This window comes from Lysinibacillus sp. FSL R7-0073, from assembly GCF_038009065.1.
Classification (GTDB): Bacteria; Bacillota; Bacilli; order Bacillales_A; family Planococcaceae; genus Lysinibacillus; species Lysinibacillus fusiformis.
Window position 1 is genome coordinate 955,652 of sequence record NZ_JBBPAS010000001.1, and the last position, 18,443, is coordinate 974,094.

Sequence of the window (18,443 nt, forward strand, 5' to 3'; positions counted from 1 at the left end):
ATAGAAGATGAGCGACTATAAATTACTAACACCAGGACCATTAACAACTACTAAGACAGTCAAACAGGAAATGTTAAAAGATCGCTGTACATGGGATGACGACTATAAAAATGTGACACAAGTGATTCGGAGACAACTCTTAAATTTAGCGCAAGTCGATGAGTCTAATTTCACAGCAGTACTAATGCAAGGTAGTGGCAGTTTTGTTGTAGAGTCGGTGTTGACAACAGCTATTGGGGAAGATGATAAATTGCTAATTATAACGAATGGCGCTTATGGTGAAAGAATCGTAGAAATGGCTAAAGTGTTGAGGTTGGCACATGTCGTTTATAGTGTCCCTTATAATGAACAGCCATCATCATTAGAAGTTCGAGATTTACTTGAAAAAGATGCAAGCATTACACATGTGGCGGTTGTGCACTGTGAAACAACTACTGGTATTTTAAATCCAATTAAAGAAATTGGAGAAGTTGTTCATTCTTTCAACAAAACATTTATTGTGGATGCTATGAGTAGCTTTGGTGGTGTACCAATGGATGTATCCGACTTGCATATTGATTTTTGTATTAGTAGTGCGAATAAATGCATTCAAGGCGTTCCTGGGTTTGGGTTCGTCATTGCTAAAACAAGGGTATTAGAAAAATGCAAAGGACAAGCTCGCAGTGTAGCATTAGATTTATATAGTCAATGGGAAGTAATGAAAAAGGATGGGAAGTGGCGTTTTACTTCGCCGACACATGTAGTAGCGGCCTTTGCAAAAGCGCTAGAAGAGTTAGTGGAAGAAGGCGGAGTTAACGCACGTTACCAACGATATGCGGATAATAATCAATTACTGCGTTCTCGTTTATCAGTATTAGGGTTCGAAGCATATATTTCTGAAGAGCTACAATCACCGATTATTACAACTTATTTGTTCCCACATCAAGAGTTTTCTTTTGAACATTTTTATCTTGAAATGAAAAAGGAAGGATTTGTCATATATCCTGGTAAGCTGACAGATGTAGATACATTCCGTATTGGTAATATTGGTGATATATATGAAGAAGATATGCAGGCCTTATGTGAAGTCATTGAAAATTACATGGTGGTGAAAAATAATGAAAATTGAAACAGTAATTTTGGATTGGGCAGGTACGGCCGTTGATTTTGGTTGCTTTGCCCCTGTAAATGTATTTTTAACGATTTTTGAAGATGCTGGTGTAACAGTAACCCTTGAAGAAGCTCGTAAACCTATGGGCATGCTGAAAATTGATCATATTCGTAGGATGCTTGAAATGCCAAGGATTAATGAAGAATGGAAACGAGTTCATCATCAGCATTTTACGGAGGAAGATGTACATGTTCTATACAATCAATTTGAGTCGAAGTTAATGGAATCTTTGGCGACCTACACAAATCCTATTCAGCATGTGACAGCGACTGTACAGCAATTAAGAGAATCCGGTATTCGATTTGGTTCTACTACAGGCTACACAGATTCCATGATGGAAGTCGTAACAAAACATGCTGCTACGAAGGGCTATCAACCAGATTTTTTAGTAACTCCGACACAGGTGAGTGATAAGGGGCGACCATACCCATATATGATATTCAGAAATATGGAGGCATTAGGAGCGAAATCAGCCAAGCAAGTTGTAAAGGTCGGCGATACAACGTCAGATATAAAAGAAGCGTTGAATGCAGGTGTTTGGGCTGTGGGTGTTATTATTGGAAGTTCGGAAATGGGACTGGCTGAAGAAGAGTTCCTAGCTTTAACTGCTGAAGAACAACAACAAGTCATTGAAAAAACAAAACGTATTTTTGAGAAGACTGGTGCACACTATACCATTGAAACGATGAAAGACCTACCTATATTAATTAATAAGATAAATGAAGAGCTAGCAAATGAATCGAACGAATAAAAATTGAGAGCATAGAAAAAAACAAACCTCTGCATAAATGCTGAGGTTTGTTTTGTTGATTTGCTTTTAGTCACGCTCATAAGGAATTGACTCTGGAATATCAGCAAATGGATTTTTCTCATTAATACGGTCATAAAACATGACACCGTTCAAATGATCTAATTCATGCTGAAAGGCGATGGCAGGCAATCCTTTAAGGCGCATTTTCTTCTCTTCGCCATTTATGGTTTTAAATTTTACTGTAATGCGTGCATGACGTGGGACGTATCCAGGGACATTACGATCAACTGAAAGACAACCTTCACCAGCAGAAAGGTATGTGTTTTCAACTGAATGGCTGACAATTTTGGGGTTTATGGCTACAAAGCTTAATTGTTCACCAGCATCATCTTGCAAATGAAGTGCAAACATACGCTGTAGACTATTTACTTGATTGGCAGCTAAGCCGATGCCGCTGCGCAAATTATATTTTTCTGCCATTTCAGGATCTTGGCTGTTGATTAAGTACTGAAGCATATCCTCAGCAAGCTGTCTTGTTTCGTCAGATAAAGGGAATTTAACTTCCTCAGCTTTCGTGCGTAAAGTCGGATGACCTTCGCGGATAATATCATCCATTAAAATCATATAGTAATCTTCCTTTCATCTTTGTAGTGCTCTATTTACAAGTATACATCACGTCTAAAAACAATCACATGAAAAAAGACCTTATTTGAATATACTCAAAAAATTTTTCGAATGCTATTAGATTTTCTAGAATGGGGTATTCTACTATTGGAAAACCTGTTGGAAAACTTAACAATTACAAGGTGTAAATATGGTGTTCTAATACAGATTTTTGATATCGGTAATACAGTATAGGACAGGGATGATTAAATGTTATTTTAGAAAAAATCTTTGTTTATAGCCGTAATATATGATTGACCGACAGTATTTTATTCAGTATACTGAGTGTCAAGAATAAGTTGTACTAGTCAAAAAGGTGATTTATTTTAATACAGCTGAAAGGGAGATGTGACAAATGAGCAAGAAAAACAATAATATTTTTGATGCTAAACAAACGCTAACTGAAATCGAAGATAAGTTTGAAATGTTTCAAATTTTGAATGAAGAAGGCGAAATTATAAATAATGAGGCAGATCCTAAATTATCCGATGAAGAATTAGTTGAACTAATGACACGTATGGTTTATACACGTATTTTAGACCAACGTTCAATCTCACTGAACCGTCAAGGCCGTTTAGGTTTCTATGCACCAACGGCAGGTCAGGAAGCTTCTCAGCTTGCTTCACACTTTGCATTAGAACAAGAGGATTGGATTTTACCAGGGTATCGTGATGTTCCACAAATCGTGTGGCATGGCTTACCTTTAGATAAAGCGTTTTTATTCTCTCGTGGACATTTTATGGGGAACCAAGTTCCTGAGGGTGTAAATGTTCTAGCTCCTCAAATTATTATCGGTGCTCAATATATTCAAGCAGCAGGTGTTGCACTAGGTATTCAAAAGCGTGGGAAAAAAGCTGTTGCTGTAACATATACAGGTGATGGTGGTTCATCACAAGGGGACTTCTATGAAGGTATTAACTTTGCAGGTGCATTTAAATCTCCAGCAATCTTCATTGTACAAAATAACCAATATGCAATTTCTACACCGCGTGAACTACAAACTGCTGCAAAAACAATTGCTCAAAAAGGTGTGGCAGCAGGTTTACCAAGTATTTTAGTAGATGGAATGGATGCGCTTGCAGTTTACGTAGCAACTCGTGATGCACGTGAACGCGCTATTAATGGTGAAGGTCCAACGTTAATTGAAACAATGTGTTACCGTTATGGCCCACATACAATGGCTGGGGATGACCCAACGCGTTACCGTACTTCTGATACAGATAATGAATGGGCTCAAAAAGACCCACTTGTACGCTTCCGTAAATACCTAGAAGCAAAAGGATTATGGGATGAGAAGAAAGAAGAAGCAGTAATTGAGCGTGCGAAAGAAGAAATTAAAGAAGCCATCAAAAAAGCTGATGCTGCTCCAAAACAAAAAGTAACAGAGCTGATGGAAAACATGTATAAAGGCGAAATGCCATCTAATTTAAAAGAACAGTATGAAATCTATAAAGAGAAGGAGTCGAAATAACCTATGGCACAAATGACGATGATTCAAGCAATTACAGATGCACTTCGCACAGAATTAAAGAATGATGAAAACGTTCTTGTATTCGGGGAAGATGTAGGTGTCAACGGTGGGGTATTCCGCGCGACAGAAGGCCTACAAAAAGAATTCGGAGTTGACCGCGTTTTTGATACGCCGTTAGCAGAATCAGGTATTGGTGGCTTAGCTGTCGGTCTTTCTCTACAAGGATTCCGTCCAGTTCCTGAAATTCAATTCTTCGGCTTCGTTTATGAAGTAATGGATTCAATTAGTGGTCAATTAGCACGTATGAGCTACCGTAGTGGCGGCGTATATAACGCACCAGTAACAATTCGTTCACCATTCGGTGGTGGTGTGCATACTCCTGAGATGCACTCAGATAGCTTAGAAAGCTTAATGACTGCACAACCAGGTTTAACGGTAGTTGTACCATCAACACCTTACGATGCAAAAGGTTTACTTATTTCATCTATTCGCAACGACAACCCAGTTATTTTCTTAGAACATTTAAAACTTTACCGTTCATTCCGTGAAGAAGTACCAGAAGAAGCATACGAAATTCCACTAGGAAAAGCGGATGTAAAACGTGAAGGTAAAGATTTAACAATTGTTGCTTACGGTTTAATGGTTCATGAAAGCTTAAAGGCTGCAGAAGAACTTGAAAAAGAAGGCCATTCTGTTGAAGTAATTGATTTACGTACAATTCAACCAATTGATATCGAAACAATTATTGCATCTGTAGAAAAAACAGGTCGTGCAATCGTTGTACAGGAAGCACAAAAACAAGCAGGTATCGCGGCAAATGTAGTAGCAGAAATTACTGAGCGCGCAATTTTAAGCTTAGAAGCGCCTGTTCTGCGTGTGGCTGCACCAGATACTGTGTACCCATTCCCACAAGCTGAAGGTGTTTGGTTACCAAACTACAAAGATGTAATGGAAACAGCGAAAAAAGTTTTAACATTCTAATGAAGCTTCTAAACTTGAACATCAGTAAATAGAAAGGATGGGTACACATGGCATTTGAATTCAGATTACCGGATATTGGCGAGGGAATTCACGAAGGCGAAATCGTGAAATGGTTCGTCAAGGCTGGAGATACAGTAAAAGAAGACGATATTCTTTGTGAAGTACAAAATGATAAAGCAGTAGTAGAAATTCCTTCACCAGTTGAAGGAACAGTAGAGGAAGTTTTAGTAGGAGAAGGAACAGTTGCCGTTGTAGGCGATGTTTTAATCCGATTGGATGCACCTGGCTATGAAGACTTAAAGCTAAAAGGTGATAGTCACGCTGAAGAGAAAACTGAAGCACAAGTTCAAGCAACTGCTGAATCTGGTCAGAACGTAGAGAAAGCTCCTGCTAAAGAGGAAAAAGCACCAGAGAAAGCACCTGAAAAAACTGAAACAGATGTTGATGAAACAAAACGTGTTATTGCGATGCCTTCTGTCCGCAAATTTGCACGCGATAACGACGTAAACATCCGTGAAGTAAAAGGTTCAGGTAAAAATGGTCGTATTTTGAAAGAAGATATTACAAACTTCTTAAATGGTGAAGGTACTGTTGAGACAGAATCAGCAACTGGAGTGACAGTTGAAGAAGCGGTTCAACAAGAAACTACTTCAGCAGCACCAGTTGTTCTTGAAGGGGAATTCCCAGAAACTCGTGAGAAAATGTCTGGTATTCGAAAAGCGATTGCGAAAGCAATGGTACACTCGAAACAAACAGCTCCACATGTTACACTAATGGATGAAGTCGATGTAACAGCTCTTGTAGCGCATCGTAAAAAATTCAAAGATATCGCAGCTGAAAAAGGTGTTAAATTAACATACTTACCTTATGTAGTGAAAGCACTTATCTCAACATTACGCGAATTCCCAGAATTTAATCGCTCATTAGATGATGCAACACAAGAAATTATCCAAAAGCATTACTACAATATTGGTATTGCAGCGGATACTGAAAAAGGTTTACTTGTCCCAGTTATCAAGCATGCAGATCGCAAGTCTGTATTTGCAGTGTCAAATGAAATCAATGAGTTAGCGACTAAAGCCCGTGAAAGTAAACTTGCGCCACATGAAATGAAAGGTGCATCTATGTCTATTACGAATATTGGTTCTGCAGGAGGTCAATGGTTTACGCCAGTAATTAACCATCCTGAAGTAGCAATTCTAGGTATTGGTCGAATTTCAGAAAAACCTGTAATAAAAAATGGTGAAATTGTAGCCGCACCTGTGTTAGCATTATCATTGAGCTTTGATCATCGTATGATCGATGGAGCCACTGCGCAAAATGCTTTAAATCACTTGAAGCGTTTGTTAAGTGAGCCAGAATTATTATTAATGGAGGCGTAACAAAAATGGTAGTAGGAGATTTCCCAATCGAAACAGATACTCTTGTCATTGGTTCAGGTCCTGGAGGATATGTAGCAGCAATTCGTGCAGCTCAAACTGGCCAAAAAGTAACAATCGTTGAAAAAAATGTACTTGGTGGTGTGTGCTTAAACGTAGGTTGTATTCCATCAAAAGCATTAATTTCAGTAGGTCACCGTTTTGAGCAAGCAAAACATTCAGATGACATGGGAATCATCGCTTCTGATGTGAAATTAGACTTCTCAAAAGCACAAGCATTTAAAGACAGCGTTGTTAAAAAATTAACTGGCGGTGTTGAAGGCTTACTTAAAGGGAACAAAGTTGAAATTGTACAAGGTGAAGCTTATTTCGTTGACGCTCATTCAGTGCGTATCATCAATGGTGAATCTGCTCAAACTTACACATTTAACAATGTCATTATTGCAACAGGTTCTCGTCCAGTTGAAATTCCTACATTCAAATTCTCTGAGCGCGTACTAAATTCTACTGGTGCACTTTCTTTACAAGAAGTACCTGGTAAATTAGTAGTAATTGGTGGAGGTTACATTGGTACAGAGTTAGGATCTGCTTATGCAAACCTTGGCTCACAAGTAACAATTATTGAAGGCGGAAAAGATATTTTAGCTGGCTTCGAAAAACAAATGACTCAAATCGTGAAAAAAGGCCTTAAAAAGAAAGGCGTTGAAATCGAAGTAAACGCATCTGCAAAAGGCGTTGAAGAAACTGAAAACGGCGTAGTTGTAACTTATGAAGTTGGCGGAGAAGAGAAAAAAGTTGAAGCTGATTACGTATTAGTAACTGTAGGTCGTCGTCCAAATACTGATGAAATGGGCCTTGCTGAAATCGGTGTTGAATTCGGTGAACGCGGTCTAATCAATGTTGATAAACAATGTCGTACAAATATTTCAAATATCTATGCAATCGGTGATATTGTTGCTGGTCCTCAGCTTGCACATAAAGCTTCTTACGAAGGTAAAGTTGCTGCGGAAGCAATTGCTGGTGAAAAATCAGTTGTTGATTATCTTGCTGTACCTGCTGTATGTTTCACAGATCCAGAAATGGCGACAGTTGGTTACAACGAAGAACAAGCAAAAGCAGAAGGTATCGAATACACTGCAGCGAAATTCCCATTCGCAGCAAATGGTCGTGCTCTTGCATTAAACCAATCAGAAGGTTTCGTGAAGCTTGTTGCTCGTAAAGAAGATGGCTTATTAATCGGTGCTCAAATCGTAGGTGCTGGTGCATCTGATATGATCGCTGAAATGGGCTTAGCAATTGAAGGCGGAATGACTGCTGAAGATATCGCATTAACAATTCATGCTCACCCAACATTAGGGGAAATTACAATGGAAGCTGCTGAAGTATTACTTGGCAACCCAATTCACATTGTAGCAAAAAAATAATGTAAAACCGTTTAAACGGCTATAAAGCAAATGCTTTGTAGCCGTTTTTTGTATATTATCTATAATTTTGTTAAAGTAAATATATTGTTACGAATATTCGAAAATATTTGGGGTGATCATAATGGAACTAGGCTTAAAGGGGAAAATAGCAATTATAACAGGATCGAGTAAAGGTATTGGCTATTATACGGCCATGCAACTCGTTAAAGAGGGTGCACAGGTTGTACTTTGTGCACGTGGAGAAAAACAGCTACAGGTGGCCGCTGGATGTATTAAAAATGAAACAGGTGTAGATGTTTTAATTGTTCCAACAGATATTACTAAGGAAAAAGATTGTAAGAATCTAATTGAGCGTACGGTCGAACATTTTGGACACGTTGATATTCTCATTAATAATGCAGGGACGGCTTCAGCAAATCCTTTTGAATCGGTGAGTAGTGAGCTTTGGCAAGCAGATTTAGATTTAAAAGTATTTGGGGCTATACATTGCTCAAAATTTGCTGCACCATATATGCGTAAGGCTGGTGGCGGTGCAATCGTTAATGTGACTGCGGTGATGGCTAAAACGCCTCCTGCAAGCTCGCTTCCTACGACTGTCAGCCGTGCTGCGGGCCTTGCCTTGACAAAGGCGATGAGCAAGGATTTAGGAAAAGATAATATCCGCGTCAATTCCGTATGTATTGGGCTTATTCGAAGTGATCAAATCGAAAAGAAATGGAAAAAGGAAGATCCTAGTTTATCGTGGGAAGACTATTCGCGTAAAGTAGGGCAAGCTATTCCACTTGGCCGTGTAGGTGATACGCAAGAAGCAGCCAACGTCATAACATTTTTAGTATCTGATGCAGCAAGTTATGTTACGGGGTCTTCATTGAATATTGATGGTGGCTCGGGTCACGCATTATAGAGATAAAATCCACTATACTTCCATTGATAGAATGTGTAGTGGATTTTATTGATTATCCTTCTTCATTAATTAGAACATTTTTACCACGCATTTTCATGAACAGCGGTATAAGTAACCAAGAAATAGCAGCTACTAAAAATAGTAATGATAATGGCTTTGCTACAAAAATAGCAAAATCGCCATTAGAAATGGTTAATGCACGGCGCATATTATTTTCAATCATCGGTCCTAGTACAAGTGCAAGTACTAAAGGTGCTACTGGATAGTCATTTTTAGCAAATAGATAACCAAGCACACCACAAGCTAATAATAAAAATAAATCAAAAGTGGCGAATTGTACTGCATACACACCAAAAATTGAAATCGCAACAATAATGGGCAATAAATATTTTTTCGGTGTTTCTATGATTTTTGCAAAAATACGAACAAGAGGCATGTTTAAGGCTAATAACATAAAGTTTCCTATAAACATACTCGCAATTAATCCCCAAGCGACTTGAGGATGCTCATCAAATAATAATGGACCTGGCTGAATATTATACATAATAAGTGCACCCATTAAAATAGCAGTTGTACCTGAACCGGGAATACCTAATGTTAGCAATGGAATCATTGCGCCTCCTGATGCAGCATTGTTCGCTGATTCAGGTCCAGCAACACCGGCAATATGGCCTTTTCCAAACTTCTCAGGTGTCTTACTGAATTTCTTTTCGGTAATATAAGAAAAGAATGAGGCAAGTGTTGCGCCTGCACCAGGTAAAACGCCAATGAAAAATCCTAGTAGTGAACCGCGAGCAATAGGGATAGCGCTTTCTTTTAAATCCTGCTTTGTTGGTAATACACGATTAATTTTTGCTAATTGACCATCTTCTTCATCTCTTTCAAGAATCGTTTTAAATACTTCCCCTAACGCGAATAAACCAACGGCAATTGTTAAAAATTCAATACCTGAGAACAGCATAGGTTGACCAAATGTAAAGCGTTCGATTCCGGATACAGCATCAATACCAACTGTACCGAGCATCAGCCCTAAGGCAGTCATAATTAAAGCTTTTGTAATAGAGCGGCCTGCAAGTCCACTTACTGCAGCAAGCCCTAGTAACATTAATGAAAAGTATTCTGCTGGTCCAAATTTAAGTGCTAATTTTGATAATGGATTCGCTAATAGAATTAGACCAAGTAATGCTATAACACCAGCACAAAATGAACCAATGGCTGCAATAGAAAGAGCACTTCCAGCACGTCCTTGCTTAGCCATTTGGTAGCCATCCAATGTTGTAACAACTGATGAGGATTCACCAGGTGTATTTAATAGAATCGAAGTTGTTGAACCACCATACATGGCTCCATAATAAACGCCTGCAAGTAAGATAATTGAGCTTGTAGCGGCGGCCTCCGTAGGTAATCCCGCTGTAATGGTTGCTGTTACTGGGATTAATAAAGCAACGCCGCTCATTGGACCTATGCCAGGAAGGACACCAACTGCTGTTCCAATTATGACACCAACAAGAGCGAATAAAAGATTTTGCCATTGAAGGGCAATAGCAAATCCATCAGCTAAAAATTGCAATGTCGACATATGTTCACTCCTTTACATTAAAAAGTTGGGAAACTAGGCAATGAACCACCTAGTAAACTTGTAAATAAATAATAGACACCAAATGAAAATCCAGCGGCAATAATAATTGAATAAATAAGCTTAGCTCGTTCCATCGTTTGGAAGCTAATGCATAAAAATAAAAACGTTGTGATCACATAGCCTATTTTTTCTAGGAAGAATACATAGGCAATCGCACTACCAAAAATGATTAAAAATTTCTTGAGCTCAGTAGATGAGGTTTTAGAAGGTGCAGTTGGTCCTCCTGTAATTCTCTCCCTTACAGCATTTTTCCATGATTCATAAAATAGTTGAAGACTTAATAAACCTAAAATAATACCTAAACCTAGTGGAAATATTTTAGGACCGACTGTAGATCCATAAGCACTATCAGCAATTTGCGTTGCTTGAAAGATAAATAAAATGCTAACAGCTAAGAGAATAATGCTAAATGTTTTATCAAATGTGTAATTCAATCGTTATACACCTCCGTTGATAATAATTTAAGGTTGCACAAGTAAATCTTATTGGATGGAAATACTTGTGCTCTTTTTCGACACAGGCTATTCTTTACTTTTGCATACCAAGAGCTGTCAATAGTTCTACGATGATTTTATTCTGATTGTCTAGGTAAGTTGTAAAATCCTCAGCATTGCGGTATTCAGCTTGCCAGCCATTACGTGACACCTCAGCTTGCCATTCTTCTGATTCAGCCATTGCTTGTAATTTATCAGACCAGTAGGTAACCGCATCTTCACTCATATTTTTCGGACCAAAAATACCACGCCAAATAGTAAATTCTTCATCAATACCAGCCTCTTTAAATGTAGGAACTTCTGCTAACTCACCTTCTAATCGTTCAGAGGAACTTACGGCTAATACACGTACATCTCCTGATTTAACATAAGTAGCAATTGTCGAAGCATCTGTTGCAATGACATCAGCGTTGCCGCCTAGTAACGCGGTTACAGCTTCACCACCACCATCGTAAGAAACGTATTTAATTGTTTTTAAGTCTATGCCAGTTTTATAGGCAGGAATAATTCCTACTAGATGATCCATAGAGCCCGGTGCAGAGCCACCTGCTAAAGTAACATCTTTTGGCGAATCTTTTATAGCATTTAATACATCTTCAAGCGTTTGGAATGGCGAATCCTTCTTAACAACAATTGCACCATAGTCACGCGTTAATTGTGCTAAAGGTGTAGTGTCCTTGTAGCCAAATTTGCTATTTCCTTCAGCTTTTTCATGATTAATAAGAATTGGCGGTGATTTAACCATTAACATATAATCATTGCTTGCTTCCTTTGTAGCAAATGTTGCCATGAAGGCAGCACCACCGCCACCTGGCTTGTTTTCAACTTGAATTGATTTATTAATTAAACCTGTATCATTCATTGTTTTTGCTACTGCACGAGCTGTTAAATCCCAACCACCCCCCGCCCCTGATGGAGCAACAATGGTAATATTACTTTTCGGATAATTATTTGCTTTTTTTCCTTCTGCTGTTTCTCCATTTGATGATGAACAACCAACTAAACTAGTAAATAGTAAGCCAGCTATCATAACTTTTGAAATCTTCCTCCACATAAAAATCCCCCTTAAAAATAAAATGATAGCGCTATCATTCGAGCGCTATCATAACTATAACTTATATCAGAATTGTTAAAATATTGTGGTGATATTGTGGATTAACGTCATTTTGTTCATAAAGTTTATGAGAAAATAAAGTATCGCCGTTCAGGACGACCAACTGTGCCATAAGTTAGTTCGATATAGGCCTGCTTTTGTGTGACTAAAAATTCTAAATAGCGGCGAGCAGTGGAACGACTAACACCAATATTTTTTCCTAACAGTTCAGCTGTACTACCTCCTTTCATTGTACTTAAATAGTTGATGACATGATTCATCGTTGTTAAATCAATGCCTTTTGGTAATAGTAGCTGTGGATCTTCAGGGATGGAAGAAGCAGCTTTTGGCCAAAGGTATTGGATTTTTTCTTGTGTAAATTTCTCATTATTTTGGAGTAATAGATGCTTGAAACGGAATTTTTCTATACTTTCTTTTAGTTGATCAAATGTAAATGGCTTTAAAATATAGTCTGTAACATTTTTACGATAAGCTTTTTGGACAATGTGAGCCTCTGTGGCTGCGGTAATCAAAATAATGTTACTGGTTGGGCTAAGTGTATTGATTTTATCAATTAAATCAACGCCCAGTATATCTGGTAAAAATACATCGAGTAATATTAGCTGTGGTGAAAATGATTGAAGCCAATCTAAAGCTTCTTCTCCAGTGTTTGCACACGCAATTACTGTAAATCCTTCAATTTTCTCTAAAAAACGACGATGTACGTCCGCTACACGTACATCGTCTTCAATTATTAGTACTTCAATATTAGTCATTGTTAATAATCCCCCTTTTACTAATAGATACGATAAATAGGGCACCTCCTAAATCTCCTTCCCCAAGAGCGAGTGTGCCATTTAAATCTTGGATGCTGGAAATTACTTTTCTTAACCCATAGCCTCGATGCTTCCTATCTTTGGTTGAAATATTTTCTGAAAATAATACATCTAGTTTTTCTTGTGCTATGCCATTGCCAGAATCCTCGACCTCAAAAATGATTTCTTCTCCATTATCAAATATAAAAAGCCTTACAATAGGCCGTAGCTCTTTATTTCTTTCGACCTCTTCAAAAGCATTGGTTAGTAAATTACCCATAATCGAAATAATAAGACCTTTTTCGATATTTTCAGGAAAGATATCTAAATAACTATCTTCATCAAATATTAGCTGAATCTTTAATTCACGCGCACGATTAAAAAATCCGATAATTAAACCATTTAAGAATGGGTCTTTTACACGGTTTGTAATAAATTGGGTTAAAGAGGAATGTCCTTGTACCTCTTTATGAATAATTGTTAAAGCCTCATCGGATGCATTTAATTGAATAAGGCCAGAAATTGTATAAAGAATATTATTAAATTCATGTGTTTGTGCACGTAAAGCTTCTGTATATTGTTTTACTTGTGTTAATTCTATCGCCATCTGCTCAATTTCTGATTGTAGACGGAAACTTGCTACAGCACCAACAATTTTACCTTTTACCTTCATAGGAACACGGTTTACAATAATTTCATCACCGTTAACAATCATCAATTTATCAAGCTGTTTCTCACCATTTATTAATACATTAAGTAGATGTGTATTTGGAATATGTTGCTTAATATTATCACCAATAATAGAAGCAGAATCTGGTAAATTTAAGATATTGGCGGCCGCGTTGTTTAGCGTTGTAATTTCGCCTTTATCGTTGACCGTAATAATAGCTTCACGCACTGATTCTATTAAAGTATTTTTTTCTGTTAATAGATTGGCAATTTCATTGGGCTCCAAATTGAAAATTTGCTTTTTAATATTCCGGGATAAAATAATAGAGCCGATAATTCCGATGGTGAGCGCAATAATGATCATATAAAAAATATTATCCAAGTATAAAAAATATAAGTTATCTAATTCACTCGTTAAATAGCCAATGGACACAACGCCTAAGATGGAACCATTCGTATCAAAGATAGGCGCTTTCCCACGAATAGATTGTCCCATTGAACCATTGGCAATTGAAATATAAGATTCACCGTTGATCAATGCTTTGTCATTATCATCACCAACCATGGATTTGCCAATACGGTCGGCGAGAGGGTGGGTGTAGCGAATGCCATTTTTATCACCGATTACAACATACGTAGCTTTTGCAGCATCCATAATATCATCGCTAATTTTTTGCAGACTTTCTGATGGGTTGTCAGTGTGAAAGGCTTCTATAACGTCGCCCCTACTTGCAGTTGTTTCCGCCAAGTAAAGTGCTCGGTTACCAATTTGTGTTTGCAATGCATCAGAAATCGTTACGTAAAAGAGTAAACCAGCCAAAGTGACAATAAGAAAAATTAAAAAGCTACTGTAATAAGCAAAGCGAGTTTGGAGTTTCAATGTTTTAAGGATAATAGAAGATCCCACCTTATTGTGTATTATGGAAAATATTGCATTATTAGAAAAATGAGTATCTTTTGTAATTTCCGATTATATAGAAAATTTCTGAGATTTGCTAGCGAGTGATGAAATTTAAATAGATAGTGGATATTCGAAATAGGCAAAGACCGCTATTTGAATAGTCCGAGTGACAAATTACCCTAAATATCGATGAAAAAACTATATATGTATAAATGTGATTTTTGAGAAAATGGAACTTAGCTCTTTCTGATAATGATTATTATTTTTCTAAAATTACAATAGACAGAAAATTCATACAGATGTAGAATGAACGATATAGGGGGTGAAAAGTAGCGAAATGTTCAACGAAAATTTTACTGCGCTGTTGTTGCGAGTTGTTCGGATCATTGTTCAAATTGGCATACTGACCATTTTTTATTATATGGGGGTAGGAATTGTTACTTATTTACACATACCGCTTCCAGGGAGTGTCATTGGATTACTGTTATTAGTACTTTCACTCATTTTTAAAATCATTAAGGTTGAATATATTCAAGATGGTGCAAGTTTTTTAATTGGCGTTTTAACGTTGTTTTTCATACCAGCAACGGTGGGCGTTATTGATTACCCAGAACTCATGTCAATTACTGGCTTGCTTATAATTCTAGCCGTTATTGCTAGTACATTAATCTCTATTTATGTCACAGGTTTACTGACGCAAATAATTGAGAAGAAAGAATTAAAGAAAAAAGAAGAAACGCAGTCTATTGTTGAAGAAGGAAAGGGTGAGTTAACGGTTGATTGAAGCAATTGTTGTTCTGAGCACCATCATTATGTTCATATTATTTACGAAGCTTTATCAGCGATTTCCACATCCTATTATGATTCCTTTAGTCACGACTACTGTTGTTAGTGCAGTGATTTTACTAGTATTTAATATTCCATATTCTACATATATGGTGGGTGGAGAATGGCTTCAGAAAATGCTTGGGCCAGCTGTAGTCGCACTTGCCTATCCTCTTTATAATCAACGAGCTATTATTATCAAATATAAGTATTCTATTTTATCTGGACTTTTCATCGGCATGGTGACAGGATTAGTGACCATTTTCGTGCTGTTAAAATGGATTGGTGTAAAATCTAGCTGGATGCTGACAGCCTTGCCTAAATCCTTAACAACGCCAGTTGGGATGCAGGTCAGCGAAACGATTGGAGGTATTCCGCCACTAACAGCTGTTTTTGTCATGATAGCAGGGTTTGTAGGGGCTATTATAGGCCCATTAGTTATTAAATATGGCAAAATCGACTCGGCCGTTAGTAGAGGAGTGTCAGTGGGGAGTGCCTCTCATGGTGTAGGACTTGTGAAATTAAGGGAATATGGAGAACAGGAATTATCAGTTGGTTCATTATCGATGGGCCTAACAGCTATTATTGGGGCATTTTTCTGTCCATTATTTGTGTATTTATTTTTATGAAAAATTTCCACTTTAGGAGTTGTCTCAAATGCTTTGAGACAACTCATTTATTTTTTCTCAATAATGAATTGAATGGTATGGGCTAGTCCATTGTGTAACGTTCCTTCATAGCGTATTTGTTCACCTGTAAAAAAACGGATAATTTTATGAGGCTGACACCATTGCAGGACATCTTTTGGGTCATATAAAAAATCAAGTTGCTGTGGACCACCGGACGCGTAGGGGAGCTGATAAATGGAATATAACTCCATCATAATCCGTCCGCCTTGCTTCACTGAATCGATAATCTTTTGGATGACAGCCTGCTGTTGTTGCAATGGAAAATGACCAAAAATCATAATAGCCGCATCATAATTATCCACAGGAAGCTCATCTAGTAGTAAATCGGTTAGCCTAGTTTGAACTGACACATGATGTTTCTGTGCTAATTGTTCCGTTTTCACAAGACCACTTTGTGCATAATCATAGGCAGTGACAGTATGGCCCTTTGAGGCTAAAAAAACAGCATTGCGTCCTTCCCCCTCTGCATAGGCTGCGATATTAGGGCATTCTTTCAAAAAAGATACATAATCTTTAATAAAGGCATTTGGTTGTTCACCATAAACGTATTCAGATCCTAGAAAACGTTGATTCCATGTATTCATAAGTCCATTCCTCCTTTTCTCTATTGTAGATAATGTGTATTTGTTATTCTAACTTTTAGCTTATAAAAGCAACTAGCCGTTGCGAAAAAGCAAATAATAAATTCTCGTTTCATATTGAATTGCGATCTATTATGTTATTAATAATAATAATTGGGAGGTAAATAGTATGGATGATTTAGAAAACCGTTTAAAGAAATTAAGGGAACAGCATCACTTTACTCAGGACGAAGTGGCAGAGTATTTAAATATTTCACGGCAGGCTGTGTCAAAATGGGAATTAGGAAAAGGTTATCCTGATATAGATAATTTCATTAAGTTAGGTGAACTGTATCAAATTTCCTTAGATGAACTTATTACAGGGAAAGCGAAATTTTCTAAAGTAGCTACGGTTTCCGTTCCATCTAATCATAAAACAGTTGGAGATTTTTTATGGCATTATTGGTGGTTAGCTTTTCCGATTTTAGCGATACTAACCTCTGTTTTTTATAAATAATGAAAAAGCTAGCTCTTCGAGGAGAGCTAGCTTTTAAGATTAAATAATAGGTTTTCGTTCTTTTATAACACGAATCGTTTTTAATGTTGTATCCTCTGGTCCTTGAACTGGTAAACCCGCCTCAATATTCATTTGAATATAATGAATATTTTCTTGAGTAATTATTTCCCCGGGAATAAAAATTGGAATTCCAGGTGGATATACCATAATAAATTCTGCACAAATGCAGTTATCTGCTTCAGCAAGTGGAACTACCTCAGTATCAGCATAAAATGCATCACGAGGTGACATAGCTAGCGCTGGAATATCTGGGACATTAACTACGGCTTCTGTGATAGCCGCTTCCGAATCAAATGCTTTTGACATACGAGTTAATGCATTTACTAAAAGATTAATTTCTTTTTTCGTATCTCCTAATGTCACTAAACATAAAATATTATAAAGGTCAGACAATTCTACTTCGATATTGGCATTATAACGTAACCATTCCTCAGCTCTATGTCCAGAAATACCCAAATCCTTGACGCTAATAAGAAGTTTTAAAGGGTCCATATCATAAGTAGCAGATGAATGTAGTTTTTCCTTGCCTGCACATTTTAAATGTGGGATTTGGTTGATTCGTTTACGTGCATCCTTTGCTAAACGTAGTGCATCGTCAATTAAATCATATCCGTGAATCGCTAATTGACGTCGAGCTGTGTCAAGGGAAGCGAGCAATGGATAAGATGTGGATGTCGTTGTTAGCATAGAAAAAACAGCTTGTACACGTTTTGCCGAAACAAGTCCTTCTCGAACATTTAAAATGGACGTTTGTGTCATAGAACCACCAAGCTTATGAACACTTGTAGCAGCCATGTCGGCACCTGCCTCCATTGCTGAATAGGGAAGGTCATCATGGAATTTAATGTGTACACCATGTGCTTCATCTACTACTACAGGAATATCACGGCTATGAGTGATTTCGACAATGCGTTTTAAATCTGCTGTGAAGCCATAATAAGTTGGATTAATAACTAGCACAGCTTTTGTATCAGGATAAGCATTTAAAGCTTTTTCGACAGCCTCAGGGGATATGCCATGAGAAATCCCGTATTCACTATCGACTTCAGGATGAATAAAAATTGGAATTGCACCAGCGAAAACTATCGCCGACATAATAGATTTATGGACATTCCGCGGCACTAGAATCTTATCACCTGGACCAACGACGGTCAGAATCATCGTCATGATGGCGCCACTAGTACCTTGAACGGAAAAGAATGTATGATCAGCACCAAAAGCTTCTGCTGCAAGATTTTGCGCTTCTTTAATAGCACCCTTTGGTGAATGTAAATCGTCTAGTGGAGCAATATTAATTAAATCAATTGATAAAACGTTGTCGCCGACGAATTCTCGGAAAGCAGGGTCCATCCCTTGCCCTTTCTTATGGCCTGGAATATGGAACTGAATAGGATGTCTGTTCCGATGTTTAAGTAATACGTCGAACAATGGAGTCTCTAGTTGTGACAACGCAGGTAC

Annotated in this window: 18 protein-coding genes; 10 read left to right on the plus strand and 8 right to left on the minus strand. The window is 37.6% G+C overall.

Annotated features, from left to right (window positions below; genetic code table 11):
- Positions 1-7 precede the first annotated feature (7 nt).
- The gene (gene phnW, locus MKY88_RS04475; RefSeq protein ID WP_340813061.1) at positions 8-1,108 is read left to right on the plus strand and encodes a 2-aminoethylphosphonate--pyruvate transaminase; all 1,101 of its coding nucleotides are present in this window, start codon (positions 8-10) and stop codon (positions 1,106-1,108) included.
- Positions 1,098-1,901, plus strand: coding sequence for a phosphonoacetaldehyde hydrolase (gene phnX, locus MKY88_RS04480; protein ID WP_328205452.1), 804 nt, complete (start codon positions 1,098-1,100; stop codon positions 1,899-1,901). Before phnW ends, phnX begins: the two co-directional genes overlap by 11 nt.
- 66 nt (positions 1,902-1,967) lie before the next feature.
- Here phnX and def read toward each other — a convergent pair whose 3' ends face one another.
- Positions 1,968-2,525: a peptide deformylase gene (def, locus tag MKY88_RS04485; RefSeq protein WP_340813062.1), complete on the minus strand. Its 558-nt coding sequence runs from the start codon at positions 2,523-2,525 to the stop codon at positions 1,968-1,970.
- A 394-nt stretch (positions 2,526-2,919) separates the two neighbouring features.
- Here def and pdhA point away from each other — a divergent pair, with 394 nt between their 5' ends.
- The 5 genes from pdhA to MKY88_RS04510 all read left to right on the plus strand — a co-directional run bounded on the left by pdhA (position 2,920) and on the right by MKY88_RS04510 (position 8,723).
- A complete protein-coding gene (pdhA, locus tag MKY88_RS04490) occupies positions 2,920-4,035 on the plus strand; it encodes a pyruvate dehydrogenase (acetyl-transferring) E1 component subunit alpha (protein WP_012293093.1) in 1,116 nt (371 codons plus the stop codon).
- Positions 4,036-4,038: 3 nt separating this feature from the next.
- Positions 4,039-5,016 carry an alpha-ketoacid dehydrogenase subunit beta gene (locus MKY88_RS04495; protein ID WP_012293094.1) on the plus strand — a complete coding sequence of 326 codons (978 nt, stop codon included), beginning with the start codon at positions 4,039-4,041 and terminating at the stop codon, positions 5,014-5,016.
- Between the two features lie 47 nt (positions 5,017-5,063).
- A complete protein-coding gene (locus MKY88_RS04500; protein WP_328205451.1) occupies positions 5,064-6,398 on the plus strand; it encodes a dihydrolipoamide acetyltransferase family protein in 1,335 nt (444 codons plus the stop codon).
- Between the two features lie 5 nt (positions 6,399-6,403).
- Positions 6,404-7,819: a dihydrolipoyl dehydrogenase gene (lpdA, locus tag MKY88_RS04505; protein WP_008174014.1), complete on the plus strand. Its 1,416-nt coding sequence runs from the start codon at positions 6,404-6,406 to the stop codon at positions 7,817-7,819.
- A gap of 121 nt (positions 7,820-7,940) precedes the next feature.
- Positions 7,941-8,723: an SDR family NAD(P)-dependent oxidoreductase gene (locus MKY88_RS04510; RefSeq protein WP_340813063.1), complete on the plus strand. Its 783-nt coding sequence runs from the start codon at positions 7,941-7,943 to the stop codon at positions 8,721-8,723.
- Between the two features lie 52 nt (positions 8,724-8,775).
- Here MKY88_RS04510 and MKY88_RS04515 read toward each other — a convergent pair whose 3' ends face one another.
- From MKY88_RS04515 to MKY88_RS04535, 5 genes are all read right to left on the minus strand, one after another.
- The gene (locus tag MKY88_RS04515) at positions 8,776-10,302 is read right to left on the minus strand and encodes a tripartite tricarboxylate transporter permease (protein ID WP_328205449.1); all 1,527 of its coding nucleotides are present in this window, start codon (positions 10,300-10,302) and stop codon (positions 8,776-8,778) included.
- Positions 10,303-10,319: 17 nt separating this feature from the next.
- Complete coding sequence (locus MKY88_RS04520; RefSeq protein WP_328205447.1) at positions 10,320-10,796, minus strand: tripartite tricarboxylate transporter TctB family protein; 477 nt, start codon at positions 10,794-10,796, stop codon at positions 10,320-10,322.
- Positions 10,797-10,890: 94 nt separating this feature from the next.
- Positions 10,891-11,910, minus strand: a complete 1,020-nt coding sequence (locus MKY88_RS04525) for a tripartite tricarboxylate transporter substrate binding protein (protein ID WP_193831095.1) — start codon at positions 11,908-11,910, stop codon at positions 10,891-10,893.
- Between the two features lie 125 nt (positions 11,911-12,035).
- A complete protein-coding gene (locus MKY88_RS04530; protein WP_069480240.1) occupies positions 12,036-12,725 on the minus strand; it encodes a response regulator in 690 nt (229 codons plus the stop codon).
- The gene (locus MKY88_RS04535) at positions 12,718-14,313 is read right to left on the minus strand and encodes a sensor histidine kinase (RefSeq protein ID WP_340813064.1); all 1,596 of its coding nucleotides are present in this window, start codon (positions 14,311-14,313) and stop codon (positions 12,718-12,720) included. Before MKY88_RS04535 ends, MKY88_RS04530 begins: the two co-directional genes overlap by 8 nt.
- Positions 14,314-14,671: 358 nt before the next feature.
- Here MKY88_RS04535 and MKY88_RS04540 point away from each other — a divergent pair, with 358 nt between their 5' ends.
- Both MKY88_RS04540 and MKY88_RS04545 read left to right on the plus strand, forming a co-directional pair.
- Positions 14,672-15,118 carry a CidA/LrgA family protein gene (locus MKY88_RS04540; RefSeq protein ID WP_232540457.1) on the plus strand — a complete coding sequence of 149 codons (447 nt, stop codon included), beginning with the start codon at positions 14,672-14,674 and terminating at the stop codon, positions 15,116-15,118.
- Complete coding sequence (locus tag MKY88_RS04545; RefSeq protein ID WP_193831099.1) at positions 15,111-15,788, plus strand: LrgB family protein; 678 nt, start codon at positions 15,111-15,113, stop codon at positions 15,786-15,788. Before MKY88_RS04540 ends, MKY88_RS04545 begins: the two co-directional genes overlap by 8 nt.
- 47 nt (positions 15,789-15,835) lie before the next feature.
- On the opposite strand, the gene MKY88_RS04550 is transcribed toward MKY88_RS04545, so the two are convergent.
- Complete coding sequence (locus MKY88_RS04550) at positions 15,836-16,432, minus strand: class I SAM-dependent methyltransferase (RefSeq protein WP_069480241.1); 597 nt, start codon at positions 16,430-16,432, stop codon at positions 15,836-15,838.
- 166 nt (positions 16,433-16,598) lie between these two features.
- On the opposite strand from MKY88_RS04550, the gene MKY88_RS04555 reads away from it, so the two are divergent.
- Positions 16,599-16,925, plus strand: a complete 327-nt coding sequence (locus MKY88_RS04555; protein WP_340813065.1) for a helix-turn-helix transcriptional regulator — start codon at positions 16,599-16,601, stop codon at positions 16,923-16,925.
- A gap of 39 nt (positions 16,926-16,964) precedes the next feature.
- Here the strand turns inward: MKY88_RS04555 and MKY88_RS04560 are convergent, their stop codons facing one another.
- Entirely contained in the window at positions 16,965-18,434 is a 1,470-nt protein-coding gene (locus tag MKY88_RS04560; protein WP_069480242.1) for an aminotransferase class I/II-fold pyridoxal phosphate-dependent enzyme, read from the minus strand.
- Positions 18,435-18,443 lie beyond the last annotated feature (9 nt).